This is a genomic window from Sphingomonas sp. A2-49 (assembly GCF_025548555.1).
Taxonomy (GTDB): domain Bacteria; phylum Pseudomonadota; class Alphaproteobacteria; order Sphingomonadales; family Sphingomonadaceae; genus Sphingomonas.
Map to the genome: position 1 here is coordinate 502540 of NZ_JAJLPA010000001.1, position 25006 is coordinate 527545.

The following is a 25006-nucleotide window of genomic DNA, read 5'->3' on the forward strand; positions in this document are numbered from 1 at the left end:
GATCGGCGCCTTAGCGGCCCTGCGGCGTGGTGCGCGGCGCCGTCGCGGGTGCGGCGGGCGTGCCGGCGGCCGGAGCCGGACCGGCCTGCGCGCGGCGCTGCGCATTCGCATACACGAGCTGGCGATACTGCTGGAGCAGCTCGACCGTCTGCTGCTGCGGCTGCCAGTTCGCGGGCGGGGTGATCGTCACGGTCGGGGCGGTGCGATCGAGCTCGGCGATGATGTCGCGCGTGATGTCGGTCGCGGGCGGTGCATACTGGATCGCGTTGGGCGCGAGCACGATGCTGATCTTCTTCGCGGCGACGACGGCGCGCAGCGCGGGATCGTACTTCTGCACGATCTGCTCCAGCGCATAGGCCTGCGCCTTGATCGCGGGGCCCTGCTGCGCCTCGATGTTCGGCTGGGCCTTCTGCTGCGCTGCACGGACCTGGCTGCCGATCGCGCTGTTGGGCGCCTCGGCGGCCTGCGCCTCGGCCTGGCTGACCTGGCCGTCCTTGTTGGTGTCGAGCAAGGTGCGCAGCTGCGTGTTGAGCGCGGTCTGCGCCGCAGCGGCGGCGTCGAGCTGCGTCTTGTAGGTCGTCGAGATCTGCTGGTTGGCGGCGTCGAACGCCTTGGCGCTGAAGATCGCCGCATCGGCCTGTGCGGTGGCGATGCCGGCGGTCTGGGCCGAAGCCGCACCGGCGAGCAGCGCGACGGAGGCGCCGGCGATCGCCGCGGCGCAAGTCTTGGTCATGGTCTTCATTAGAACTGCGTCCCTACGTTGAAGGTAATGAGCTTGGGGTCGTCGCCCTTCTGCTTGACCAGCGCCTTGGCGAGGTCGATCCGCAGCGGGCCGAACGGCGAATTCCAGTTGACGCCGACGCCGATGCTGACGCGCGGGGTGGCGGAGCTGCCGTAATAGGTTTCCTTGAACGGCGATACCGGGTTGTCGTATCCGATCGTGTTCGTCGTGGCGCCCGAGCACGCGCCGCCAGCGGTTGCGGCATAGCCGATCGCGCACGTCGTATATGCGCCGGCGTTCGCGGCCGCATCGCTGGGTACGATATACAGCTGCCGCCCTGCCGAATCGGTCAGCAGCCGCTGGATCGGCAGCACCGTGACGTTGCCCGCCGCATCGGTGATCGTCGGGAAGGTCGCGGTCGGCAGCGGCTTGGTCAGCCCGAACAGGCTGCCCGCCTGCACATAGACCGACGGTCGCAGACCCAGCTCGCGCGCACCGGCACCCAGCGGGATCTCCAGCTCGGCGCGAACCAGATAATAGGCGCGACCGCCGAGCGCATCGTCGACCAGCTGGTCGCGATTGGTGACCAGCACCTGCTTGCCCGTCGTCGGGTCCGGCTGGTAGAACTGGCGCTGCACGCGCGGGCCGATACCGCGGATGTCGAAGCCGCGGAACTGCGGCTCGCCGAGGTAGAAGCGGTCGGTGATGCGGATCCGGTCGACGCCCGGCCCGCGGCTGCCCTCCAGCGACTTGATGTAGCCGGCCTCGCCGACCAGCGAGGCGATGAAGCCCGAACCGATGTTCTTGAACTTCGACCCTTCCAGCCGGGTCCGGATGTATTTCACGTCGCCGCCCAGCCCGGCGAAGTCCTGGCTGAAGCTCAGGCGCGAGCCGGCGGTCGGGCGCAGGCGGCTGTTGAGGCTGTCGTAGATCAGCGAATAGCCGACCGTCGACGTCCAGCGATTGCCGATCGCCTCGCACAGGTAGCGACCCGCCTTGAGCGGATCGCAGACGCCGTTGGTGAAATAGGTGCCCTGGTCGAGCCCGACCTCGTCGTACGACAGGCCGTAGCGGCCGGCGAGCGACCAATATTCCGTCAGCGGCACGCCGGTGCGGACCTGGAAGCCGGTCGACACCTGCGAATAGGTCGTCTGGCGCTGCGTGCCGATATAGTTGAACGAGTTATAGTCGCGACGGAACACGTCGACGCCGATCGCGACGTTCTTGTCGAACAGATACGGCTCGGTGAAGCCCAGTTCGACCGACTTCGAATAGGTCGAATAGTTCACGCCGGCGCGCAGCACCTGGCCCTTGCCGCGGAAATTGTTCTGCGTGATGTTCGCCTGCACGATGAAGCGTTCGAGGCTGGAATACCCGACCGACAGCTGGAGCTCGCCGGTGCTCTTTTCCTCGAGCGTGGTTTCGAGGACGATGCGATCGGGCGCGGAACCGGGGTTCTGCTTGATCTCCATCTTGTCCTGGAAGAAGCCGAGCGAATTGATGCGATCCTGCGACCGCTTGACCTGGAAGCTGTTGAACGCGTCGCCTTCGGCGAGGCGGATCTCGCGACGGACGACCTTGTCCTGCGTCTGGGTGTTGCCGTTGATGTCGATCCGCTCGACATAGGTGCGCTGCGCCTGCGCGATGTGGAAGTTCATCCCCATCGTCAGCGTCTCGGCATCGCGCGCGTAATCGGGCTGGACGTCGGTGAAGGCATAGCCGAACAGGCCGGCGGCCTCGCTCAACTGGTCGATCGAACTCTCGACCAGCTTGGCGTTGTACCAGTCGCCCTTCTTGATCGGCAGCGACGATGCCAGCCGCTTGTTGTCGAAGTCGCGGATCTCGCTGTCGACGGTGATGTCGCCGAACTTGTAGCGCTTACCTTCCTCGACGACATAGGTGATGATGAAGTCGCGCTTGTCGGGCGTCAGCTCGGCGACCGCGCTGGTGACGCGGAAATCGGCATAGCCTTCGGTCAGGTAGAACTGGCGCAGCTTCTGCTGGTCGTAGTTCAGCCGATCCTGGTCGTACGACGTGTTCGACGACAGCAGGCGGAACCAGCGCGATTCCTTGGTGACCATCTCGCTGCGCAGCTTGCCGTCGTTGAACACCTCGTTGCCGAGGATGTTGATCTGGCGCACCTTGGATTTCGGCCCCTCGGTGATCTCGAAGACCACGTCGACGCGGTTCTGGTCGAGGCTGACCATCTTGGGGTTGATGACCGCGGCGAAGCGGCCCTGCCGGCGGTAGAGCTCGATGATCCGCGACACGTCCTGGCGGACCGCGGTGCGCGTGAAGATCTGCCGCGGCGCGAGCTTGATCTCCTTGGTGATCTTGTCGCTTTTGAGTGCCTTGTTGCCCTCGAGGATCACGCGGTTGATGATCGGGTTCTCGCGGATGCGCAGGACGATGTCGCCGGTCTGCACGCCATCGATCTGATATTGCACGAACAGGTCGGACGCCTGCAGGTCCTTCAGCGCCTGGTCGAGCGTCTCGGGCGTGTAGGGAATGCCGACGCGCAGCTTGGTGTAGGACAGCACCGTCTCCGGCTCGATCCGCTGCGATCCCTCGACGCGCAGCGTCTTGATCGTGCGCACCTCCGCCGGCGCGGGCGTCGCGGCGGGCGCACCCGATTGCGCCGCGGGGGCGGGACGCGCGGGCGTCGCACCGCGCGGCGCGGGGGTCGCGCTGCGGGGGGCGGCGGGCGCGGGCGCAGGCGCCGCCTGTCCGGGCGCAGCCTGAGCCGGGGTCGGCGCGGTCTGGGCCATGGCGGGCACGCCCGACAGGATGGTGCCGGCCAGCAGCGCGGCGCCCATCGGCACGTATCTGGAACTCTTCATCGCTGTCACTCAACCCACCCCAAATACGTCAGGATACTCACATGCACCGGGAGACGCAGAACGCTGCCCTGCCCCAACCCGGTCAGCCGATCAACCCGGCCAGCCGCTGCCACAGGCCGACGGCGCTCAAATCGTTGAAGGTCACGACCAGCATCAACGCCAGTACCGCGGCGAGTCCGCCGCGAAACGCCCATTCCTGCACCCGGGGTTCGAGCGGGCGGCGGCGGATCGCCTCGATCGCGTAAAAGAACAGGTGGCCGCCATCCAGCATCGGTACTGGCAGCAGGTTGATGAACCCCAGATTGATCGACAGCATCGCCACCAGCCAGACGAAGGCGGACACGCCCAGCGCCATCTGCTCGCCGGAGATCTTGGCGATGCGGATCGGGCCGCCCAGTTCGTCGATCGAGCGGCGGCCGCTGATGATCTGGCCCAGCGTCTCGAGCGTGCCGCCGATGATCTCGCCGGTCATCCGCACGCCCGCGGCGGGTGCCGCGGCGAGGCCGACCGGTGCCAGCACCGGATCGCCGCTGCCGATGCCGATGCGACCGATGCGATAGTCGTTGCCGAAGCGGTCGCGCTGGCGGACGACGCCGATCGCGAGCGGCAGGTCGACGCCGCGCCCCGCGCGCTCGATCCGCACGACCGCCTGCTGGCCGGGCCGGATCAGCGCATAGCGGGCGACGTCGCTGAACGTCTCGATCGCATCGCCGTCGATCGCGACGATGCGGTCGCCGGCGCGCAGCCCCGCGTTCGCCGCGGGACCGCCGGCGACGACGGTGCCGATCACCGCGGGGGTGCGATCGACGCCATAGGTGTGCGCGAAGCCGGCGAGGATCAGCACGGCGAGGATCAGGTTCACCGCCGGCCCCGCGCCGACGATGATCGCGCGCTGCCACAACGGCTTCGCCTGGAAGGTGCGGGCGCGCTCGTCGGCGGGCAGCGCGAGCCACGCCGCGTCGGGCTGGCTGGCGGGGTTCATGTCGCCGGCGAAGCGGACGTAGCCGCCGAGCGGCAGCCAGCCGAATTTCCAGCGGGTGCCGCGCCGGTCGGTGAACCCCGCGATCTCGCGGCCGAAGCCGATCGAGAACGCCTCCGCCTTCACGCCGAACAGGCGGCCGGCCAGATAATGGCCCATTTCATGGATGAAGACGAGCGGGCCGATCGCGCACAGGAAGGCGAGGATGGCCATCGGAACGCCGGGGGACTGGATCAAGCCTGGAAATCCTTCACGCATGCACCCCTGCACGCTTCTGAGCACGTCCCTGTACCTGTTCGTCCGCCATTCGTCGCGCCTCGCCATCGACGGCGAGGACCGCCTCCACGTCGCGGGGAGCCGGCGGATCGTACCGTGCCAGCGTATCGGCGACGATTGCGGCAATTTCGAGGAAGCCGATCCGGCGCGCGAGGAACGCGGCGACCGCGACCTCGTTGGCGGCGTTGAGGATCGCCGGGCGGGCGCCGCCCGCCTCCAGCGCCGACCGGGCCAGCGCCAGCGCCGGAAAGCGGACCGGATCGCACGCCTCGAAATCGAGCCGGCCGATGCCGACGAGGTCGAGCGGCGCCATCGGCGTCGCCATCCGCTCGGGCCACGCCAGCGTGTGCGCGATCGGCACGCGCATGTCGGACGGTCCCAGCTGCGCGAGCATCGATCCGTCGACGTAATCGACCATCGAATGGATCACCGACTGGCGGTGCAGCACGATCTCGATCCGCTCGTGCGGCACCGGGAACAGCCGCGCCGCCTCGATCAGTTCCAGCCCCTTGTTCATCATCGTCGCGCTGTCGACGCTGATCTTGGCGCCCATCGACCAATTGGGGTGCGCCACCGCCTGTTCGACGGTCACGTCGGCCATGCGGTCCAGCGACCAGTCGCGGAACGGCCCGCCGCTGGCGGTCAGCACGATACGGCGCACGCCCTCCGGTCGGGCGAAGTCGAAGCATTGGTAGACCGCATTGTGCTCGCTGTCCGCGGGCAGCAGCGTCGCGCCCGACCGCGCGGCGGCGGCGAGGATCACCTCGCCCGCCGAAACGAGCGGCTCCTTGTTGGCGATCACCACCGTGCCGCCATGCGCGATCGCGGCCATGACGGGCTCCAGCCCCGCGCAGCCGACGATCGCGCCCATCGTCCAGTCGGCACCCGCCGCCGCGTCGCAGATCGCGCGGCGCCCGCCGGTCGCGACCGTCCGCGTGCCCGCCAGCGCGTCGCGCAGTGCGGGAAGGCAGGTCTCGTCGGCGACGACCGCGATCTCCGCCCGCGTCCGGATCGCCGCGGCGGCGAGGCTGGCGACGTCGCAATTGGCGGTGAGCGCGCGGACGCGGAAGCGTTCGGGCTCGCGCTCGACGAGGTCGAGGGTGGAGGTGCCGACCGAACCGGTCGCGCCGAGGATCGTGACGCTTTTCATGTCAGAAGGCGAGCGGCACGACGACGAGCAGCGCGGCGAGCGGCAGCACCGGCACGACCCCGTCGAGCCGGTCGAGGACGCCGCCATGGCCGGGGATCACCGATCCTGAATCCTTGACGCCGGCGCGGCGCTTCAGGTGGCTTTCATACAGGTCCCCGCCCTGCGCGAGGATCGCGAGCAACGGGCTCGCGACAACATAGGAGAGCGGCAGCAGGTAGAAGACGTGCATCAGCACCGCGACGATCGTCGCGAGGACGATGCCACCGATCAGGCCCGCCCAGGTCTTGTTGGGGCTGATCCGCGGGGCGAGCTTGGGGCCGCCGATGCCGCGGCCGGCGAAATAGGCGCCGATGTCGGTCGCCCAGACGAGGCTCAGCGCCCAGAGCGCGTTGCGGATGCCGTCGGGCTCGTGCCGGATCAGCAGCAGCGCATAGACCGGCAGGCCGCAATAGAGCACGCCCAGCCCGAGCTGCGGGCGGCGGGTGACGATCGTCAGGAAGAAGAACGCCCCGACCAGCAGGCCCAGCGCGAAGAAATTGGGACCGGCGGCGAGCGGGCACATGATCGCGAGCGGCACCGACAGGACGTACTGGCCGAACCGCTTGGTCTTGGCTTCGGCGGCGTGCAGGTCGCTCCATTCCGCCATCATGAAGACGCCGGCGACGACCGCGAGCAGCCACAAGGCGAACCCGCCGAGCGCCAGCGCGACGAGCGCGACGGCGATCATGCCAAGGCCCGCCAGCGTGCGGACGGCGAGTTCCGGGGAACGCCCGGCCGGCGGCCCGCCGGTCACGACGCGGCGCTCACAGGCCGCCGTAACGCCGTTGGCGCTGACCGAAGGCGGCGATCGCATCGGCCAGCGTGTCGCCGGTGAAATCGGGCCACAGCGTGTCGACGAACAGCAGTTCGGCATAGGCGGCCTGCCACAGCAGGAAGTTCGACAGCCGCTGTTCGCCCGAGGAGCGGATGACGAGATCCAGCGGCGGCAGGTCGGCGGTATCGAGCTCCGCCTCGATATGGCCGGGGGTGATCGCGGCGGGATCGATCTCGCCCGCGGCGGCGCGCGCGGCGAGCCGCTGCGTCGCGGCGACCAGTTCGGCCTGCGAGCCGTAATTGAGCGCGATCACCAGGATCGGCCCGGTATTCGCGGCGGTCCGCGCCACCGCATCGTCGACCAGCGCAACGAGGTCGGGCGCGAACCGCCGATAATCGCCGATCACGCGCAGCCGGACGTTCTCCTCGACCAGTTCGGCAAGGTCGCTGCGGATGAACAGCCGCAGCAGCCCCATCAGCGCGCCGACCTCGTCCTCCGGCCGGCGCCAGTTTTCGCTGGAAAAGGCGTACAGGGTCAGCGCCTCGACGCCCATCGCGCGCGCGGCGCGGGTGACGCGGCGCACCGCCTCCACCCCCGCCTTGTGCCCGGCGACGCGGGGCAGCATCCGCGCCTTCGCCCAGCGCCCGTTGCCGTCCATGATGATGGCGACGTGGCGCGGCACCGGCCCGGTATCGGGAACCGCGGACAGGATCGGGGCCGTACTCATAGCCATACCTCACGAAGAGCGACGGATCGCCCGTGCGCCCGGCACGAGCCGGACAGCATGCGCTGCCCGTCCGTCACTTGCCGAGGATTTCCTTTTCCTTGGCGGCGGCCGCCGCGTCGAGATCGGCGATCGTCGCGTCGGTCAGCTTCTGCACCTCGGTTTCGTGGCGCTTGCGCTCGTCCTCGGCGATCACGCCCTTCTTTTCGTCGGTCTTGAGATTGTCCATGCCGTCGCGGCGGACGTTGCGGACCGCGATGCGCGACGCCTCGGCATATTTGCCGGCGAGCTTGGCGAGTTCCTTGCGGCGCTCCTCGGTCAGGTCGGGGATCGGCAGGCGCAGCGTCTGGCCGTCGTTGATCGGGTTGAGGCCAAGGCCGGCGGAGCGGATCGCCTTTTCGACGGGGCCGACGTTCGACTTGTCCCAGACCTGCACCGACAGCATCCGCGGTTCGGGGACGGAGACGGTCGCGACCTGCGTCAGCGGCATGTGGCTGCCATAGACCTCGACCGTCACCGGATCGAGCAGCGCGGTCGACGCGCGCCCGGTGCGCAGGCCGTTGAGGTCGTGCTTCAGCGATTCGACGGCACCGGCCATCCGGCGTTCGAGATCGGCCTTGTCATAGGCTGCCATGGTCTACTCCTGTTCTTTCTGGACGACCGTCGATACGCCCTCACCGCTCAGAACCGCGGCGAAATTGCCATGTTCGCGGATGTTGAAGACGACGATCGGGATATCGTTGTCGCGGCACAAGGCGATCGCGCTGGCGTCCATGACCTTCAGGTCGTCGGACAGCACGGTCGAATAGCTGACCGTGTCGTAGCGGGTCGCGGTCGGCACCTTCTTGGGATCGGCATCGTAGACGCCGTCGACCGAGGTGCCCTTGAACAGCGCATCGCACTTCATCTCGGCGGCGCGCAGCGCGGCGCCGGAATCGGTGGTGAAGAAGGGGCTGCCGACGCCCGCGGCGAAGATCACGACGCGACCCTTTTCCAGATGACGTTCGGCGCGGCGGCGGATGAACGGCTCGCAGACCGACTGCATCGGGATCGCCGACTGGACGCGCGTGTCGACGCCGATCTGCTCCAGCGCGTTCTGCACCGCGAGCGCGTTCATCACCGTCGCCAGCATGCCCATGTAATCGGCGGTCGCGCGCTCGATGCCCTTCGCCGCGGCGGACAGGCCGCGGAAGATGTTGCCCCCGCCGACGACGACGCACAGCTCATACCCCTGCGCCCGCACGCCCGCGATCTCCTCCGCGACGCGTGCGGTGATCGCGGGATCGATCGCGAGCCCGCCCTCTCCCATCAGCACTTCGCCGGAGAGTTTCAACAGGATACGTTTGAAGCGGGGGCCGGCGGTCATGGGGTCCTGACGGTCATGGGGAAGCGGCGCGGACCTTAGGGGGCGCGTGGCGGAGGGGCAACCTCGGCTGGACGCGTCCACGCGGACTGCACGGGAATTTGTCGGTGGATGGACGTGACGTGGCAGCAGGCGCGCCGGGCCGACCCCCTACCCGACAAAGACATCCCCGCGAACGCGGGGGACCATGATCGCGACGGTCGACGAAAGGGCCGGGCGGTCAGCGAATATGCCCCCCCGGCTACGCGGGGATGATGGGGAGGCGCAGGTCGGGTGCACCCACCTCATGCCCGTTGGGAACGGCCCCTCGCCGGATCGCTCCGACAGAGGGGCCGGCAACCCTACTTCTGGGCGACGCCCGAGGCGGCCGCGACTTCCGCCGCGAAGTCCGACGCTTCCTTCTCGATGCCCTCGCCGAGCTGGAAGCGGACATAGTCCACCAGCTTGATCTCGGTGCCGGCATCCTTGGCCGCCTTGGCGACGACGTCGCTGATCTTGGTCTTGCCGTCCATCACGAATAGCTGGCTGACCAGCGCATGCTCCTTGCGGTACTTGGCGATGCTGCCCTCGACCATCTTGGCGATGATGTCGGCGGGCTTGCCCGATTCGCCGGCCTTTTCGGTGGCGATCGCACGCTCGCGCTCGATCTCGCCCTCGTCGAGGTCGTTCTCGTTCAGCGCCTTGGGGAAGGCGGCGGCGATGTGCATCGCCAGCTGCTTGCCCAGACCCTGCAGCACGTCGTCCGCCGCATCCGATTCGAGCGCGACGAGCACGCCGATCTTGCCGAGGCCCGGCGAGGCCTGGTTGTGGACGTAGGACACGACCGCGCCCTTCGGCACTTCGAGCCGCTTGGCGCGACGCAGCGACTGGTTCTCGCCGATCGTGGCGATGTTGTTGGTCAGCACCTCGGCGACCGTCGTGCCCGACGGCATCGCCTCGGTCTTCAGCGCCTCGACGTCGCCACCGGTGGCGAGCGCGATCTGCGTGACTTCGCGGACGAACTGCTGGAACTGGTCGTTCTTGGCGACGAAGTCGGTTTCCGAATTGACCTCGACCGCGGCGCCCGTGGTGCCGGCGGTGGCGACGCCGACGAGGCCCTCGGCCGCGGTGCGGCTCGACTTCTTCTGTGCGGCCGCGAGGCCCTTGGTGCGCAGCCAGTCGAGCGCGGCGTCCATGTCGCCGGCGGTCTCGTTGAGCGCCTTCTTGCAGTCCATCATGCCTGCGCCGCTCTTCTCGCGCAGATCCTTGACCATCGCTGCGGTGATGTCCGCCATGTGCGTAATCCTTTTACTCGAATGTGATTGCGGGCGAGGCAGGGTACGACACCCTACCCCGCCCGCATGACGGTTCGACGACGTGCGTTACGCGTCGATCTGGCGCTCGGTTTCCGCGCCGGCACCCTCGACGTTGGTCGCCGCCTGCGCTTCCGGCTCGGCGGCCGGGGTCGGGACGGTCAGCGCTTCCTCGGCCGGCGCGACGTCCTGCGCACCCAGGTCGACGCCGCGGCGCGACTGCTGCTCCTGGTTGCCGCGGGTCGCGGCGATGGCGATCGCCTCGCAATACAGGCGGATGGCGCGGCTGGCGTCGTCGTTCGCGGGCACCGGGAAGGCGATGCCGTCCGGCGACACGTTCGAATCGAGGATCGCGACGACGGGGATGCCGAGCGTGTTGGCTTCCTTGATCGCCAGCTCTTCCTTGTTCGCGTCGATCACGAACATGACGTCGGGCACGCCGCCCATGTCGCGGATGCCGCCGAGGCTGAGTTCCAGCTTGTCCTTTTCACGGGTCAGCTGCAGCACTTCCTTCTTGGTCAGGCCGTGCGTGTCGCCCGACAGCTGCTCCTCGAGGCTCTTGAGGCGCTTGATCGAATTGCTGATCGTCTTCCAGTTGGTGAGCATGCCGCCCAGCCAGCGGTGGTTGACGAAATGCTGGCCCGAACGGCGCGCGGCATCGGCCACGGCGTCCTGCGCCTGGCGCTTGGTGCCGACGAACAGCACCTTGCCGCCGCCGGCGACCGACGACGAGACGAATTCGAGCGCGCGCGCGAACAGGGGAACGGTCTGCGACAGGTCCAGGATGTGAACGCCGTTGCGGTCGCCGAAGATGTAGGGCTTCATCTTCGGGTTCCAGCGATGCGTCTGGTGGCCGAAGTGCGCACCAGTCTCAATGAGCTGCTGCATGGTGACGACGGGAGCCGCCATAGGATGAGTCCTTCCGGTTGAGCCTCTGGGAAGCGGATGACGTCGGCCATGCGGCCGGCGCACCGGGCTATGATGCTTCCCATGCGGGGTTGAGGGGCGCGCCATTAGACCCGGACGACGCGAAACGCAAGCCGTTCCGGCGGCAGGCCCGCCCCACCGACGGGAACGGACACGGAACATCGCTTGACATCAGGAACATGGATGGAACATACGGCGTCCAGACAGTGGACGACGGTGTCGCCTTCCTCGCCAACGGCATTTCGGGCCGGAACGGGAAAAGTGGAACCTGTCGGGAACGCACTGACGGATCATTGGTTCAGCGAGTTATCCACAGGTTACTCGCGACCTGCGAGGGAGTTGGTTCGATGATTGCAACGGTGGTTTCGGTGCTGGGTGTTGTGCTGTTCGGTGGAGCGTTCCTGTGTGCGGTCGGCGTGATCGCGGCGAGCATCGTCCCGCAATGGCAACGCATCGCCCGCCTCGCCTCGGGCCAGGTCGAAACCGCCTTCTCGCCGCTGTCGGAACTCGCCTCGGCCGAGCGCCGCATCGCCGTCAGGCGCTGGGCGTCGGCTCCGGTCCCCGCGGGCGTTCGCCGGTTGCGCGCAGTCGCTTGATCCGGGCGTAGCTCGCGACGCTGAACGGGATCGTGACTAGGTAACCGACGCAGATCGCGCTGAGCGTGTGCCAGGGCGCCGATACCAGTGCGGCGCCGAGGAAGACGACCAGAGCGATCGCCTCGAAGCGCACGGTCCGCCGCAGTTTTAGCGACGACCATGAGAAGGTGGCGACGCTCGATACCATCAGCAGCGCGATGAACGCGACCCATGGCGCGACCAGCCATGGCGAGGCGAAGACCGGCTGATCGGTCCAGAACCAGAAGTACATCGGCAGCATGGCGAGTCCCGCACCGGCCGGGGCGGGCACGCCGGTCAGGAAGCCGGCGGATTTGTGCGGCTGATCGGTTTCGTCGATCTTCGCATTGAACCGGGCGAGGCGCAGGGCGCAGAAGACCGCGAGGATAAGGCTGCTGATCCAGCCGAGCCGCGGCAGCGCCGCCAGCGACCACAGATACAGGATCAATGCCGGCGCGACGCCGAACGAAATGGCGTCGGACAGCGAATCGAGCTCCGCGCCGAACCGGCTCTCGCCATGCAGCATCCGGGCGATGCGGCCGTCGAGGCCATCGAGAACACCCGCGACCATAATCATCGCAACCGCGCTCTGCCAATCGCCGCCGATCGCGAAGCGCACGCCGCTGAGCCCCGAGCACAAAGCGAGCGCGGTGACCGCGTTCGGCGCGACCGCACGCAACGGCAGGCCGCGGGGCCGGCGTGGCAACCGGCGCCGGACGGGCTCGTCGCCGTCGAGCGAATCGTCGGTGGCGTCGCCGATGATGCCGGGGATCATTGTGCGATCCCGCTCACGGGGGTGCCGCCGACGCGGCCGATGATCGTCTCTCCGGCGATGCTCCGCTGGCCGAGCACGACCTGCGGCACGATGTCGTCGGGCAGGAACACGTCGACGCGGCTGCCGAAGCGGATCAGGCCGACGCGCTGGCCGGTCGCGACCATGTCGCCCGGCTTGACGAAGGGCACGATGCGCCGCGCGACGAGGCCCGCGATCTGGGTGAAGCCGATGCGGCGCCCGTCGCGGCCCTCCACGACGATATGCTGGCGCTCGTTCTCGTCGGACGCCTTGTCGAGGTCGGCGTTGAGGAACTTGCCGCTGATATAGACGACCTGGCGGATCGTGCCCGCGATCGGCGTGCGGTTGATGTGGACGTCGAACACCGACATGAAGATCGACACCCGGGTCAACGGCGCCTCGCCGAGGTCGCCGACCAGTTCACGCGGCACCGCGACCTTCTGGATCATCGTCACCAGCCCGTCGGCGGGCGCGACGATCAGCCCGTCGCCGACCGGGGTGGTCCGCACCGGATCGCGAAAGAAGGTCAGCACCCAGACGACGACACCGATCAGCGGCCAGAACAGCACCTTGGTGACGATCGTAGCGATCAGCGTGATGCCCAGCGCGATGGCGGCGTATTTGTGACCTTCGGGATGGACGGACGGGAAGCGCCACTTGACCGTCGTCGTCGGCAGCGGTGTGTGGGGAGGCTTTTCGAGCGATGGCATAACCACGCGGTGTACCCGTGCCTTTCGTGCAACACAATCTTCGCGGACCGCGACGGTTGATCCCCTGCCCGCTTGTGCCTAGACGCAGGCGCAAATTCCCTCCCGCAGGAAGAGCGCATGGCCAAGATTCAGGTGAAGAACCCGATCGTCGAGATCGACGGCGACGAGATGACGCGGATCATCTGGGAATGGATCCGCGAACGCCTCATCAAGCCCTATCTCGACATCGAGCTCGACTATTACGACCTCGGCATCGAGCATCGCGACGCGACCGAGGACCGCGTGACGGTGGATGCGGCCAGGGCGACGCAGAAGCACGGCGTCGCGGTCAAGTGCGCGACGATCACCCCCGACGAACAGCGCGTCGAGGAATTCGGCCTCAAGAAGATGTGGAAGTCGCCCAACGGCACGATCCGCAACATCCTGGGCGGCGTGGTCTTCCGCGAGCCGATCGTCATCAAGAACGTGCCCCGCCTGATCCCCGGCTGGACGCACCCGATCGTCGTCGGCCGTCATGCGTTCGGCGACCAGTACAAGGCGACCGATTTCCGCGTGCCCGGCCCCGGCAAGCTGCGCCTCGTCTTCGAAGGCGACGACGGCACGCTGATCGACGAGGAGGTGTTCCAGTTCCCTTCGTCGGGCGTCGCGATGGGCATGTACAACCTCGACGATTCGATCCGCGACTTCGCGCGGGCGTCGATGCACTACGGCCTCAACCTCAAGTGGCCGGTCTACCTCAGCACCAAGAACACGATCCTCAAGGCCTATGACGGCCGCTTCAAGGACCTGTTCGCCGAGGTGTTCGAGGCCGAATTCAAGGACAAGTTCAAGGAAGCGGGCATCGTCTACGAACATCGCCTGATCGACGACATGGTCGCATCGGCGCTGAAGTGGAACGGCGAGTTCGTGTGGGCGTGCAAGAACTACGACGGCGACGTCCAGTCCGATCAGGTCGCACAGGGCTTCGGCAGCCTCGGCCTGATGACCTCGGTCCTGCTGACCCCGGACGGCAAGACCGTGGAGGCCGAGGCCGCGCACGGCACGGTCACGCGCCACTTCCGCCAGCATGAACAGGGCAAGGCGACGTCGACCAATCCGATCGCGTCGATCTTCGCCTGGACCGGCGGCCTGAAGTATCGCGGCAAGTTCGACGAGACGCCCGACGTGGTGAGGTTCGCCGAGACGCTGGAACGGTGCTGCATCGAATGCGTCGAGAACGGCCAGATGACCAAGGACCTCGCGATCCTGATCGGCCCGGAACAGCCGTGGATGACCACCGAGCAATTCTTCGAGGCGGTCCGCGCCAACCTCGAAGGCAAGATGGCGAACTGGGGCTAAGCCTTTCGGTTCAGATGGTTTCGGGGCCTGGAAACGCCGTTTCCGGGCCCCGTCTCTTTTCGCGCTTGCACACGAGCATCGGTTCGGGCCAGCTTGCGCGATGGCCGATGCCGAACCGATCCTGCGCACCGGCGCCGACGAACGTCGCGCCGTCACCCTCCCCGCCAGGCCGGAGGCGCTGCGGCTCGACCCCGCCGAAACCGCGGTCGTCGTCATCGACATGCAGAACGCCTATGCCAGCGAAGGCGGCTACGTCGATCTCGCCGGGTTCGACATCGCCGGATCGGCGGCGGTCATCGGCCGGATCGCCACCGTGCTCGACACCGCCCGCGCGGCCGGCATGCCGGTCGTGTTCCTTCAGAACGGTTGGGATGCGGACTATGCCGAGGCGGGCGGTCCGGGATCGCCCAACTGGCATAAGTCCAACGCGCTGAAGACGATGCGCGCGCGGCCCGACCTGAAGGGCAAGCTGCTGGCGCGCGGCGGCTGGGACTATGAACTGGTCGACGCGCTCCAGCCAAGGCCCGGCGACATCCGCGTCCACAAGACGCGCTATTCCGCCTTCTTCAACTCGCAGCTGGACAGCGTCCTGCGCAGCCGCGGCATCCGCAACATCGTTTTCGTCGGGATCGCGACCAACGTCTGCGTCGAATCGACGCTGCGCGACGGCTTCCACCTCGAATATTTCGGGGTGATGCTGGAGGATGCGACGCATCATCTCGGCCCGCCGATGATGCAGGAGGCAAGCGTCTACAATATCGAGAAATTCTTTGGCTGGGTCAGCAATGTCGCCGATTTCTGCGGCAGCTTCGGCCAGACCCCGGGAGAATGACAGGATGCCGTTCGACGCGATCAACCCGCCCGAATTCCCCACCCCGATCGCACCCTATTCGGCGGGCGCGAGGGCCGGCAACACCGTCTATGTCTCGGGCGTGCTGGCATTGGGCGAAGGCGGCGTCGTCCTCCACCCCGGCGATGTCGCGGCACAGACACGCGCCGTGCTCGACACCATCGCGACGACGCTCGCCGCCGCCGGCGCGACCCTCGCAGACGTCGCGATGAACCACATCTTCCTCAAGGATTTCGCCGATTATGCCGCCTTCAACGCGGTCTATGCCGACTATTTTCCTGGGGCGAAGCCCGCCCGCTACTGCATCCGCGCGGACCTCGTGAAGCCCGACTGCCTGGTCGAGATCGCCAGCGTGGCGCACCTGGCCTGATGCCCGACGCGGGCGGCCTCCATTACGAGGTGCACGGCCCGCACGACGCGCCGGTGCTGTTGCTGTCGTCGGGGCTCGGCGGTCTGGCACACTATTGGACGCCCAATCTCGCGGCGCTGGCGCGGCGCTATCGCGTCGTGACCTACGATCATCGCGGCACCGGGCGGTCCGACCGCACGGTGCCGGGCGACCTGACGCTGGAGGCGGTCGGGCGCGACATGGTGCTGCTGCTCGATACGCTCGGCATCGCGCGCGCGACGCTGATCGGCCACGCGATCGGCGGCATGGCCGGCCTCGCGGTCGCGCTGGCGCAGCCCGAACGGCTCGAACGGCTGGTCGTCATCAACGGCTGGTCGCGGCTCGATCCACACACCGCCCGTTGCCTCGACACGCGGCTGGCGCTGCTGCGCGACAGCGGGCCGCGCGCGTTCCTGCATGCGCAACCCCTGTTCCTGTATCCCGCGCAATGGATCTCCGACCATCACGACGCCTTGCAGGCGGAGGAAGAGGCGATGCTGGCGCATTTCCCGGGGGCGGAGATGGTGCAGCGGCGGATCGCGGCGGCGCGGCGCTTCGACGTCGACGGGAGGCTTGGCGCGGTGCGCGTGCCCACGCTGGTCGTCGTGAGCGAGGACGACATGCTGGTGCCGCCGGCGCGGTCGGAACGGCTGGCGGCCGGCATTTCCGAGGCGCAGCTCGCGCGGATGGCGACGGGGGGCCATGCCTGCAACGTCACCCGCGCGGATCATTTCAACATGTGGCTGCTCGACTGGCTCGACGGCTGAAACGGGGGAAGCAGGGCATGCAGGTCGGCGTTTTCGTACCCATCAACAACAATGGCTGGCTCATCAGCGAGAACGCGCCGCAGTACAAGCCGAGCTTCGACCTCAACAAGGCGATCGCATTGAAGGCGGAAGAGCACGGGCTCGATTTCCTGCTGTCGATGATAAAACTGCGCGGGTTCGGCGGCAAGACCGAATTCTGGGAATACGGGCTGGAAAGCTTTACGCTGATGGCCGGGCTTGCCGCGGTCACCGAACGGATCAAGATCTATGCGACCTGCCCCACGCTGGTGATTCCGCCGGCGTTCGCCGCGCGCATGTGCAACACCATCGATTCGATCAGCCACGGGCGGTTCGGCCTGAACCTCATCACCGGATGGCAGCCGCCCGAATATACGCAGATGGGCATGTGGCCCGGCGATGAGCATTTTCGCAACCGGTACAAGATGCTGGACGAATATGCTCACATCCTGCGCGAATTTTGGGCGGACGGCGTCTCCGACTTCAAGGGCGACTATTATACGATGGAGGATTGCCGGGTCCGGCCCCAGCCGACCGGGGACATGACGATCATCTGCGCCGGCTCGTCGGACGAGGGCCTGGCATTCTCGGCCAAATGGGCTGACTATGCCTTTTGCCTGGGCAAGGGCGTCAACACCCCCACCGCGTTCGCGTCGAACAATGATCGGCTGGCGCAGGCGACCGCGAAGACGGGGCGCGACGTGTCGGTGTTCGTGCTGGTGATGATTATCGCGGCCGAGACGGACGAGGACGCGATGGCCAAATGGCGGCATTACAACGCCGGCGTCGACATGGAAGCCATCGCTTGGCTCGCCGACCAAGGGGCAAAGGACACGGTCAACGCATCGACCAACGTGCGCCAGCTCGCCGCGCCGGAGGGCGCCGTCAACATCAACATGGGCACGCTGGTGGGCAGCTATGCGAGCGTGGCCCGCATGCTCGACGAGATGGCGGCGGTGCCCAACACCGGCGGCGTGCTGCTGACCTTCGACGATTTCCTGCAGGGCGTGGAGGATTTCGGAACGCGTATCCAGCCGCTGATGACCAGCCGGCAATAGGACGGAACGCAAAACGGGAGCCGCGCGGGCTCCCGTCTCGTCGTCGGATCGCGGTCGGTCAGCGGTTCATGTCGCCCTGCCCGCCACGGTCCGATCCCGCCGCATCGTCACGGCCGGCATCGCCATGGTTGCCATAGCCCGCGCCTGATCCCTGCCCGCCATCCGTGCGGTTGGGGTTCTGGCCGGCGCCCTGGTCGCGGTTCTGCTGGTTCTGCTGGCGATCCATGCCCTGGTCGCGATCCTGATCCTGACGATCGGTATCGTTGCCCTGGCCCATGCCGCCTTGCGTGTTCTGCTCTGCCATCATCATCTCCTGCGTTTTCATCGACCCCGTCTTCGCGGGGCAGGATCACAACGGGAGGGTCGGTCCGAATATCCTCGACTGGTCGCAGCGCTGATCTGCATCAGTCGTTATCTGTCGGTCCGCCCGTAGACGGTGACGCCCAGATCACGCGCGATGGGGCGATAGTGAGCAGCGATCGCCCGGTCGACGAGCGCCGGCGTACGGCCGTTGTCGTCCACCGGGGTACGGCCGGTGACGATCACCGGCGGCGCGGCGCGCAGGATCCGGGCGACCTCGCGCGCCGGATCGACACCGATCGCGCGATATTCGCTCGCCTGGATCAGGTGCGGCGGAAACGGATAGCGCGTCGGCAGGCAGGCCCGCGTCGCGGTGTAGAGTGCGGGCGGCGCCTGGAAGACGAAGGGGCATCCCCCGGCGCGCGCGCGATCGATCACCGCGGCCAGCGCGGCGAGCTTGCGGCGATCCTGCACGGTCTCGCCGGAATGCGGATAGCCGCTGAGCAGCAGCAGGCCGGCGCCGGTGACGGCGGCCAACAGGCGCATCGGCCGGCGCCCCAGCGCCAGCCCCGCCGCAACGGCGATCGGCACCAGCAGCGGCAGCGCGTAATGATTGAAATAGGGCGGGACGAGCAGCCAGCCGATCGTCGCGACGATCAGCCACCCCCCGAGGAACCGGCGTGCATCGCCGGTCGCGGCGGCGAGGCCGCCTGCCGCGATCGCGACCGGCACGAACAGCACGATCGCGCTCCCGAACAGATGGCCGGCGATCGGGTCGCGCGGCGTCGTCCGGCGCAGGAAGATCGATTCGACGTTCGCGAACCACCAGGCATCGCCATGCCCCATGCCCGCATAGACGCCGCAGGCGACGAGCGTCGGCAGGCAGGCGACGCTGGCGTAGAGCAAGGCGTCACCGAACAGCCGGGCCGCGGCCGGGCGCCGGCGCCATGACGCCACCAGCAGCGCGATGCCGAAGACTGCGCCTTCGAACACCACCGTCGGCTTGATCTGCAACGCGAGCCCGACCAGCAGCATCGCGGCGAGCCCGGAACGGCGATCGCCGTCGCGCCCGCGCCACGTCAGCCATGCGGCGGCGGCGACCAGCGCATTGTAGAACACCGGCGACTGGCCGCCCCGCCCGCCGCACAGTTCGAGCCAGACGAGGTAGAGCAGCGCGGCGGGCAGCGCACCCGCGGGCCGGCCCAGGCGCCGGACGCATGCCGCGATCGACCCGGCGGTGGCGACCGCGGCAGCCGTGGCGGCCAGCTGATAGGCGACGATCGCATCGATCGGCAGCGCCTGCGTCGCGGCATAGATCAGGAACAGCCCGATCGGCTTGCGATCCCAGATGTCGACATAGGGGATCGCCCCCTGCCACATCCGCTGGCCGACGAGCAGGTACATCTGTTCGTCGAGGTCGACGAGCGGGTTGCCGATGTCCGGCAGGCGCAGCGCCACCGCCGCAAGGATCAGGACCAGCCAGGTAGCGCGCATGCTCATGCCGCCGCCCTTGTGCCGCAAGATGGTTAGCGAGGCGATAAGGCGGGGTGACCGCCCCCGATCAGAACAATTCGCCCTGCGGCCCCGCCGGCGGCCGGAACAGGTCGCAGCGCAGCGGCGTGCTGCGGCTGGCAAGCCCGTGCTTGCGGATCGCGATGCGGAACCGCGTCCGCAGCAGCTCCGCCCAGGGCCCGGACCCGCGCATCCGGGTGAAGAAGTCGGGATCGTTGTCCCGATCCCCGCGCAGCGACCGGATCGTCGCCATCACCTTGGCGGCGCGATCGGGGAAATGCGTGTCGAGCCACGCGCGGAACAGCGGTGCGACCTCGTGCGGCAAACGGATCGGGATGAAGAAACACCCCCGCGCCCCCGCCTCCGCCGCCCGTTCGACCAGATGTTCGAGCTCATGGTCGGTGATCCCCGGGATGACGGGCGCGATCGAGACGTAGACGGGGACGCCGGCATCGGCGAGCGCCCGCACCGCCTTCAGCCGCCGTTCGGGATGCGGCGCGCGCGGCTCGACCGTCGCGGCGATCCGCGCGTCGAGCGAGGTGATCGACAGCGCCACCCCGGCGAGCCCCTCGGCCGCCATCGGTACGAGCAGGTCGAGGTCGCGCAGCACGCGATCCGACTTGGTGGTGATGGTCAGCGGGTGGCGGGTCTCGGCGAGCACCGCCACGATGTCGCGCGTGATTCGCCAGTCGCTTTCGATCGGCTGATAGGGGTCGGTGTTGGTGCCGAGCGCGATCGGCGCGACCGCATAGCCGCGCTTGCCCAGTTCGGCGCGAAGCAGCGCCGCCGCATCGGGCTTGGCGAACAGCCGCGATTCGAAATCGAGGCCGGGCGACAGGTCGTGAAAGGCATGCGTCGGTCGCGCGAAACAATAGATGCAGCCATGTTCGCAGCCGCGATACGGATTGATCGAGCGATCGAAACCGATGTCGGGCGAGGCGTTGCGGCTGATGATCGTCCGCGGATGCTCGCGCGTGACGCTGGTGCGCAGCGGCGGCGGCGCACCGTCGATCGCGCCCCGCGCATCCAGCCAGTCGCCATCCGCCTCCGTCTGCGGCAGGTTGAAGCGCCGGCTTTCGGCGTTGACGGTGGCTCCGCGGACGGGGCGTCTGGCATGCTGCGGGGCCATTGTGCGACGTTAGGGCGCGACGTAGAACATAGCAAGAACCTTGGAGGGCGAATCGATGGCGGCGCGACTGAACTATCTGGAACTGCCGGTGACCGACACGGCCCGGGCGAAGGCGTTCTACGGCGCGGCGTTCGGATGGGCGTTCAGCGATTTCGGTCCGACCTACGCCGCGACGACGACCGGCGACACCGATGTCGGGTTCCAAGCGGACGATTCGGAAAAATCCGCGGCGGCGCTGCCGGTGATCGGGGTCGACGATCTCGACGCCGCGCTGGCGGCAATCGAGGCGGCCGGGGGCCGCATCACCATGGCCCCGTTCGCCTTCCCCGGCGGCCGCCGCTTCCATTTCGCCGATCCCGACGATCACGAACTGGCGGTGATGCAGCCGGGATAGCCCCCGCGCTCACCGTTCCAGCAGGCGGGGCATCAGCTCGACGAAATTGCAGGGCCGGTGGCGACTGTCGAGCTGGTCCTTCAGGATACCGTCCCAGCCGTCCTTCACCGCGCCGGTCGAGCCGGGCAGCGCGAAGATGTAGGTGCCGCGGGCGACGCAGGCGCAGGCGCGTGACTGGATGGTGGAGGTGCCGATCTTGGCATAGCTCAGCCAGCGGAACAGCTCGCCGAAGCCGGGGATCATCTTGCTCGCGACGCGTTCGACCGCTTCGGGCGTGACGTCGCGGCCGGTGACGCCGGTGCCGCCGGTGGTGACGATGCAGTCGACGTCCGGATCGTCGATCCAGCGGTGCAGCTGCGCGACGATCGCATCGGTGTCGTCGCGCAGGATGACGCGGTCGGCGAGGACGTGGCCCGCCGCCGCGATCCGCGCGACCAGCGTGTCGCCCGACCGGTCCTCGGCAAGTCCGCGGGTATCGGACACGGTCAGGACGGCGATGTTGACGGGGCGGAAGGCGAGGCTGGCGTCGATCGGCATCGCCTTACCCCACCGACCGCAATTGCGAGGCGACGCGGTCGAGCGCGACGTCGCTGATGCCGGGGATCGCCTGGATCGTCTCGACCAGTTCCATGTCGAGCAGGAAGTCGCGACCGAGCAGCAGCGTCGCCTCGCCGTCCGCGGCGGGGACGCGCACGCGGACCTCGCCACGCGCGCCGCGATGATGTGCGAGCAGCCGCGACAGCGCGTCGAAGGCGGCGGGATGCGCCACCTTCGCCTCGATGGTGAAGCGTGCGATCGACGCCAGCGTCTCGAACGGCTGGATGCGCTTGATCGAGACGCGCGGCGTCTCTTCACCCGGCCGCCGGTCGAGTTCGACGGTGACGAGGCCGCAGCCGCCGCAGCGCGCCGCCTCCTCCAGCTCCGCCGCGACCGAATCGTCGAAGCAGGTCGCGACGAACTGGCCGCTGGCGTCGGACACGGTGGCCATCATGTAGCGCTTGCCCCGCGCCGAGGTGCGCCAGCGCGCATCCTCGACCAGCACCGCCATCGTCGCGCCGGCGCGCGTGCCGTCTTCCGGGATGCGCAATTCGGTGAGCGCGACATATTGGCGCGCGCCGTGCATCTTGGCGAGGTGCGCGTGGCGGTCGACCGGGTGCGCCGAGAAATAAAAGCCGAACGCCTCCTTTTCCTGCTCCATCGCCTCCGCCATGGTCCAGCGCGCGGTGGCGGGCAGCTTGATCCGGTCGCCCGCCACGTCCTCGGCGCCGAACAGGCCGTGCTGCCCGCTGGTCTTGCCCTCGTGCGTGCGCGCGGCCACCGCCAGGATCGTCTCGGCGACGGCATGGATGCCCGCGCGGTTGGTGTCGAAGCTGTCGAAGGTCCCGCTCGCGGCGAGCGTCTCCAGCTGGCGCTTGTTGATGAGGCGCGGGTCGACGCGGGTCGCCAGATCGTCGATGTCGCGGAACGGGCCGTTGGCGCTGCGTTCGACGACCAGCCGCTCCATCGCGCCCTCGCCGACCGACTTCAGCGCGGCGAGCGCGTAGCGCACGGCCAGCCCGTCGGCGGTTTCCTCGACGTCGAATTCGGCGTCGCTGCGGTTGACGTCGGGGCCGAGGATGTCGACGCCCAGCCGCCGCATGTCGTCGACGAAGATGCACAGCTTGTCGGTCTGCGCCATGTCGTAGCACATCGAGGCGGCGTAGAATTCGTGCGGGTGATGCGCCTTCAGCCATGCGGTCTGATAGGCGAGCAGCGCATAGGCCGCGGCATGGCTCTTGTTGAAGCCATAGCCGGCGAACTTGTCGATCAGGTCGAACAACGCATTCGCCTCGGCCGCCTTGATGCCGTTGACCGTCAGGCACCCCTCGACGAAGCCGGCGCGCTGGGCGTCCATCTCCGCCTTGATCTTCTTGCCCATCGCGCGGCGGAGCATGTCGGCGCCGCCCAGGCTGTAGCCGGCCAGCACCTGCGCCGCCTGCATCACCTGTTCCTGGTAGACGAAGATGCCGTAGGTTTCGGCGAGGATCGGTTCGAGCAGCCGATGCGGATAGACGATCGGCTCGGTGCCCTGCTTGCGGCGCCCGAAGCTCGGGATATTGTCCATCGGACCCGGTCTATAGAGCGACACGAGCGCGATGATGTCGCCGAAATTGGTCGGACGCACCGCCGACAGCGTACGGCGCATGCCCTCCGATTCGAGCTGGAACACGCCGACGGTGTCGCCCTTCTGGAGCAGTCTGTAGACCGCCTCGTCGTCCCACAGCAGCGCGTCGAGGTCGATCGAAATGCCCCGCTTCGCAAGGAGTTGCACCGCCTTCTTCAGAACCGACAGCGTCTTGAGGCCGAGGAAGTCGAACTTCACGAGGCCGGCGCCCTCGACATATTTCATGTCGAACTGGGTGACCGGCATGTCCGATCGCGGGTCGCGGTACAGCGGCACCAGCTGCGCGAGCGGCCGGTCGCCGATCACCACGCCGGCGGCGTGGGTGGACGAATGGCGCGGCAGCCCCTCCAGCTTGGTGGCGAGGTCGAGCAGCCGGCGGACCTGGTTGTCGTTCGCATATTCCTTGGCCAGCTCCGGCACGCCGTTGAGCGCGCGCTTGAGGTCCCAGGGATCGGTCGGATGGTTCGGCACCAGCTTGGCGAGGCGATCGACCTGACCGTAGCTCATCTGGAGAACGCGGCCGGTGTCCTTCAGCACGGCGCGTGCCTTCAGCTTACCGAAGGTGATGATCTGCGCGACCTGATCGCGGCCGTATTTTTCCTGGACGTAGCGGATGACCTCGCCACGCCGGGTTTCGCAGAAGTCAATGTCGAAATCGGGCATCGACACGCGTTCCGGGTTGAGGAAGCGTTCGAACAGCAGGCCGAGCTTGATCGGGTCGAGATCGGTGATGGTCAGCGCCCAGGCGACGACCGAGCCCGCGCCCGATCCGCGCCCCGGCCCGACCGGAATGTCATGGTCCTTCGCCCATTTGATGAAGTCGGCGACGATCAGGAAATAGCCGGGGAAGCCCATCTGGACGATCACGTCGACCTCGAACGCGAGGCGCTGGCGATAGGCGTCGCGCCAGGCGGGATCGTCCGCGGGCTGCGTGCCGAGCTGTTCGATCCGGTCGAGCCGCGCCTCCAGCCCCGCCGCGGCGTCGTCGCGCAGCATCTGCGCCTCGCCGGCCAGATCGCCGGCGAGCGTCGGCAGGATCGGCTTGCGATAGGGCGCCATCACCGCGCAGCGCTGCGCGACGACCATCGTGTTGGCGATCGCCTCGGGCAGGTCGGCGAACAGCTGGATCATCGTGTCCGCCGGCTTCAGCCACGCATCGGGGCAGCTGCGGATCCGGTCGACGCTCTCGACATAGGTCGAATTGGCGATGCACAACATGGCATCGTGCGCATCGAGGAAGGCGCTGTCGGAAAAGCAGCAGGGGTTGGTCGCGACCAGCGGCAGGCCGCGGTCGTAGGCGAGGTCGACCAGCGCCTGTTCCGCCGCCTCCTCCACCGGATCGCTGCGGCGTGCGAGCTCGACGTACAGCCGGTCGGGGAACAGCGCCTGCAACCGGTCGGCATAGGCCAGCGCGCGCGCCGGCTGATCCTCGTGGAACAGGCGCGCGAGCGCCCCCTCGCCGCCCGCGGTCAATGCGATCAGCCCGTCGGTCCGGCCTTCGAGCGCGGCGAAATCGACATGCGCAGGCAATTCGATCGGCCGGTCGAGATGCGCGAGGCTGACGAGCGCGCACAGATTGTCGTAGCCGCGCATGTCCTGCGCGTAGAGCGCGATCCAGTCGAGTGGCGCGGCCACGCCGTCGGGCATGCCCGGCCGCGCGACGCACAGCATCGTCCCGATCACCGGCTGAACGCCTTCTTTCTTGGCGGCGTCCGAAAAGGCCATGGCGGCGTACAGCCCGTTGCGATCGGTCAGGCCAGCCGCGGGGAAGCGCATCGCCTTCGCCCGGGTGGCGATCGCCTTGGGCTCGATCGCCCCGTCGAGCATCGTGTAGGACGAGAATATGCGGAGCGGCACGAAACCGGAATGAACCATCCGAAGGCGT

Annotated in this window: 24 protein-coding genes; 7 read left to right on the forward strand and 17 right to left on the reverse strand. The window is 68.0% G+C overall.

Features of this window, described 5'->3' with window-relative positions; translation table 11 throughout:
* Positions 1–10 precede the first annotated feature (10 nt).
* The 10 genes from LPN01_RS02375 to rpsB all read right to left on the reverse strand — a co-directional run bounded on the left by LPN01_RS02375 (position 11) and on the right by rpsB (position 11068).
* A complete protein-coding gene (locus tag LPN01_RS02375; RefSeq protein WP_262826743.1) occupies positions 11–742 on the reverse strand; it encodes an OmpH family outer membrane protein in 732 nt (243 codons plus the stop codon).
* Entirely contained in the window at positions 742–3561 is a 2820-nt protein-coding gene (bamA, locus tag LPN01_RS02380) for an outer membrane protein assembly factor BamA (protein WP_262826744.1), read from the reverse strand. Before bamA ends, LPN01_RS02375 begins: the two co-directional genes overlap by 1 nt.
* A gap of 82 nt (positions 3562–3643) precedes the next feature.
* Entirely contained in the window at positions 3644–4777 is a 1134-nt protein-coding gene (gene rseP, locus LPN01_RS02385; RefSeq protein WP_262826745.1) for an RIP metalloprotease RseP, read from the reverse strand.
* Positions 4778–4790: 13 nt separating this feature from the next.
* Complete coding sequence (gene dxr, locus LPN01_RS02390; protein WP_262826746.1) at positions 4791–5966, reverse strand: 1-deoxy-D-xylulose-5-phosphate reductoisomerase; 1176 nt, start codon at positions 5964–5966, stop codon at positions 4791–4793.
* A 1-nt stretch (position 5967) separates the two neighbouring features.
* Positions 5968–6759, reverse strand: a complete 792-nt coding sequence (locus LPN01_RS02395) for a phosphatidate cytidylyltransferase (RefSeq protein WP_262826747.1) — start codon at positions 6757–6759, stop codon at positions 5968–5970.
* A gap of 10 nt (positions 6760–6769) precedes the next feature.
* Positions 6770–7507: an isoprenyl transferase gene (locus tag LPN01_RS02400; RefSeq protein WP_262826748.1), complete on the reverse strand. Its 738-nt coding sequence runs from the start codon at positions 7505–7507 to the stop codon at positions 6770–6772.
* A 73-nt stretch (positions 7508–7580) separates the two neighbouring features.
* Entirely contained in the window at positions 7581–8138 is a 558-nt protein-coding gene (gene frr / locus LPN01_RS02405; protein ID WP_262826749.1) for a ribosome recycling factor, read from the reverse strand.
* 3 nt (positions 8139–8141) lie between these two features.
* A complete protein-coding gene (gene pyrH, locus LPN01_RS02410) occupies positions 8142–8870 on the reverse strand; it encodes a UMP kinase (protein WP_262826750.1) in 729 nt (242 codons plus the stop codon).
* 338 nt (positions 8871–9208) lie between these two features.
* Positions 9209–10141 carry a translation elongation factor Ts gene (gene tsf, locus LPN01_RS02415; RefSeq protein ID WP_262826751.1) on the reverse strand — a complete coding sequence of 311 codons (933 nt, stop codon included), beginning with the start codon at positions 10139–10141 and terminating at the stop codon, positions 9209–9211.
* An 87-nt stretch (positions 10142–10228) separates the two neighbouring features.
* On the reverse strand, positions 10229–11068 hold the full coding sequence (rpsB, locus tag LPN01_RS02420; protein ID WP_262826752.1) for a 30S ribosomal protein S2: 840 nt from the start codon (positions 11066–11068) through the stop codon (positions 10229–10231).
* 17 nt (positions 11069–11085) lie between these two features.
* Between rpsB and LPN01_RS02425 the strand changes: the two genes are divergently transcribed.
* A complete protein-coding gene (locus LPN01_RS02425) occupies positions 11086–11682 on the forward strand; it encodes a hypothetical protein (RefSeq protein WP_262826753.1) in 597 nt (198 codons plus the stop codon).
* Here LPN01_RS02425 and LPN01_RS02430 read toward each other — a convergent pair.
* Both LPN01_RS02430 and LPN01_RS02435 read right to left on the reverse strand, forming a co-directional pair.
* Positions 11621–12475 carry a CDP-alcohol phosphatidyltransferase family protein gene (locus tag LPN01_RS02430; RefSeq protein ID WP_262826754.1) on the reverse strand — a complete coding sequence of 285 codons (855 nt, stop codon included), beginning with the start codon at positions 12473–12475 and terminating at the stop codon, positions 11621–11623. The genes LPN01_RS02425 and LPN01_RS02430 overlap by 62 nt on opposite strands.
* Positions 12472–13203 carry a phosphatidylserine decarboxylase gene (locus LPN01_RS02435; RefSeq protein WP_262827052.1) on the reverse strand — a complete coding sequence of 244 codons (732 nt, stop codon included), beginning with the start codon at positions 13201–13203 and terminating at the stop codon, positions 12472–12474. The genes LPN01_RS02430 and LPN01_RS02435 overlap by 4 nt, the downstream gene beginning before the upstream one ends.
* Positions 13204–13320: 117 nt before the next feature.
* Between LPN01_RS02435 and LPN01_RS02440 the strand changes: the two genes are divergently transcribed.
* The 5 genes from LPN01_RS02440 (at position 13321) to rutA (ending at position 17622) form a co-directional block, all read left to right on the forward strand.
* Positions 13321–14541, forward strand: a complete 1221-nt coding sequence (locus LPN01_RS02440) for an NADP-dependent isocitrate dehydrogenase (protein ID WP_262826755.1) — start codon at positions 13321–13323, stop codon at positions 14539–14541.
* Between the two features lie 100 nt (positions 14542–14641).
* Positions 14642–15373: a pyrimidine utilization protein B gene (gene rutB, locus LPN01_RS02445; protein ID WP_262826756.1), complete on the forward strand. Its 732-nt coding sequence runs from the start codon at positions 14642–14644 to the stop codon at positions 15371–15373.
* A 4-nt stretch (positions 15374–15377) separates the two neighbouring features.
* Positions 15378–15761: a Rid family hydrolase gene (locus tag LPN01_RS02450; RefSeq protein ID WP_262826757.1), complete on the forward strand. Its 384-nt coding sequence runs from the start codon at positions 15378–15380 to the stop codon at positions 15759–15761.
* The gene (rutD, locus tag LPN01_RS02455; protein WP_262826758.1) at positions 15761–16546 is read left to right on the forward strand and encodes a pyrimidine utilization protein D; all 786 of its coding nucleotides are present in this window, start codon (positions 15761–15763) and stop codon (positions 16544–16546) included. Before LPN01_RS02450 ends, rutD begins: the two co-directional genes overlap by 1 nt.
* Positions 16547–16563: 17 nt before the next feature.
* Entirely contained in the window at positions 16564–17622 is a 1059-nt protein-coding gene (rutA, locus tag LPN01_RS02460) for a pyrimidine utilization protein A (RefSeq protein WP_262826759.1), read from the forward strand.
* Between the two features lie 58 nt (positions 17623–17680).
* On the opposite strand, the gene LPN01_RS02465 is transcribed toward rutA, so the two are convergent.
* The 3 genes from LPN01_RS02465 to LPN01_RS02475 all read right to left on the reverse strand — a co-directional run bounded on the left by LPN01_RS02465 (position 17681) and on the right by LPN01_RS02475 (position 20563).
* A complete protein-coding gene (locus LPN01_RS02465) occupies positions 17681–17947 on the reverse strand; it encodes a hypothetical protein (protein WP_262826760.1) in 267 nt (88 codons plus the stop codon).
* An 86-nt stretch (positions 17948–18033) separates the two neighbouring features.
* Positions 18034–19422, reverse strand: coding sequence for an ArnT family glycosyltransferase (locus LPN01_RS02470; protein ID WP_262826761.1), 1389 nt, complete (start codon positions 19420–19422; stop codon positions 18034–18036).
* 61 nt (positions 19423–19483) lie between these two features.
* Positions 19484–20563, reverse strand: a complete 1080-nt coding sequence (locus LPN01_RS02475) for a PA0069 family radical SAM protein (protein ID WP_262826762.1) — start codon at positions 20561–20563, stop codon at positions 19484–19486.
* Positions 20564–20618: 55 nt separating this feature from the next.
* Between LPN01_RS02475 and LPN01_RS02480 the strand changes: the two genes are divergently transcribed.
* The gene (locus tag LPN01_RS02480) at positions 20619–20957 is read left to right on the forward strand and encodes a VOC family protein (protein ID WP_262826763.1); all 339 of its coding nucleotides are present in this window, start codon (positions 20619–20621) and stop codon (positions 20955–20957) included.
* 9 nt (positions 20958–20966) lie between these two features.
* Here the strand turns inward: LPN01_RS02480 and moaB are convergent, their stop codons facing one another.
* Positions 20967–21494 (reverse strand): molybdenum cofactor biosynthesis protein B, encoded by a 528-nt coding sequence (gene moaB / locus LPN01_RS02485; RefSeq protein WP_262826764.1) that lies wholly within the window; start codon positions 21492–21494, stop codon positions 20967–20969.
* A 4-nt stretch (positions 21495–21498) separates the two neighbouring features.
* Complete coding sequence (gene dnaE / locus LPN01_RS02490) at positions 21499–24996, reverse strand: DNA polymerase III subunit alpha (protein ID WP_262826765.1); 3498 nt, start codon at positions 24994–24996, stop codon at positions 21499–21501.
* Positions 24997–25006 lie beyond the last annotated feature (10 nt).

Bases quoted from the DNA above. Each gene is read 5' to 3' on its own strand.
- LPN01_RS02435 (WP_262827052.1), bottom strand. From the start codon at position 13,203: ATGCCATCGCTCGAAAAGCCTCCCCACACACCGCTGCCGACGACGACG.
- moaB (WP_262826764.1), bottom strand. From the start codon at position 21,494: ATGCCGATCGACGCCAGCCTCGCCTTCCGCCCCGTCAACATCGCCGTC.
- rutA (WP_262826759.1), top strand. From the start codon at position 16,564: ATGCAGGTCGGCGTTTTCGTACCCATCAACAACAATGGCTGGCTCATC.
- rutB (WP_262826756.1), top strand. From the start codon at position 14,642: ATGGCCGATGCCGAACCGATCCTGCGCACCGGCGCCGACGAACGTCGC.
- LPN01_RS02470 (WP_262826761.1), bottom strand. From the start codon at position 19,422: ATGAGCATGCGCGCTACCTGGCTGGTCCTGATCCTTGCGGCGGTGGCG.
- rpsB (WP_262826752.1), bottom strand. From the start codon at position 11,068: ATGGCGGCTCCCGTCGTCACCATGCAGCAGCTCATTGAGACTGGTGCG.
- LPN01_RS02475 (WP_262826762.1), bottom strand. From the start codon at position 20,563: ATGGCCCCGCAGCATGCCAGACGCCCCGTCCGCGGAGCCACCGTCAAC.
- LPN01_RS02450 (WP_262826757.1), top strand. From the start codon at position 15,378: ATGCCGTTCGACGCGATCAACCCGCCCGAATTCCCCACCCCGATCGCA.
- tsf (WP_262826751.1), bottom strand. From the start codon at position 10,141: ATGGCGGACATCACCGCAGCGATGGTCAAGGATCTGCGCGAGAAGAGC.
- frr (WP_262826749.1), bottom strand. From the start codon at position 8,138: ATGGCAGCCTATGACAAGGCCGATCTCGAACGCCGGATGGCCGGTGCC.
- dnaE (WP_262826765.1), bottom strand. From the start codon at position 24,996: ATGGTTCATTCCGGTTTCGTGCCGCTCCGCATATTCTCGTCCTACACG.
- bamA (WP_262826744.1), bottom strand. From the start codon at position 3,561: ATGAAGAGTTCCAGATACGTGCCGATGGGCGCCGCGCTGCTGGCCGGC.
- LPN01_RS02375 (WP_262826743.1), bottom strand. From the start codon at position 742: ATGAAGACCATGACCAAGACTTGCGCCGCGGCGATCGCCGGCGCCTCC.
- LPN01_RS02480 (WP_262826763.1), top strand. From the start codon at position 20,619: ATGGCGGCGCGACTGAACTATCTGGAACTGCCGGTGACCGACACGGCC.
- dxr (WP_262826746.1), bottom strand. From the start codon at position 5,966: ATGAAAAGCGTCACGATCCTCGGCGCGACCGGTTCGGTCGGCACCTCC.
- pyrH (WP_262826750.1), bottom strand. From the start codon at position 8,870: ATGACCGCCGGCCCCCGCTTCAAACGTATCCTGTTGAAACTCTCCGGC.
- rutD (WP_262826758.1), top strand. From the start codon at position 15,761: ATGCCCGACGCGGGCGGCCTCCATTACGAGGTGCACGGCCCGCACGAC.
- LPN01_RS02400 (WP_262826748.1), bottom strand. From the start codon at position 7,507: ATGAGTACGGCCCCGATCCTGTCCGCGGTTCCCGATACCGGGCCGGTG.
- LPN01_RS02430 (WP_262826754.1), bottom strand. From the start codon at position 12,475: ATGATCCCCGGCATCATCGGCGACGCCACCGACGATTCGCTCGACGGC.
- LPN01_RS02465 (WP_262826760.1), bottom strand. From the start codon at position 17,947: ATGAAAACGCAGGAGATGATGATGGCAGAGCAGAACACGCAAGGCGGC.
- LPN01_RS02440 (WP_262826755.1), top strand. From the start codon at position 13,321: ATGGCCAAGATTCAGGTGAAGAACCCGATCGTCGAGATCGACGGCGAC.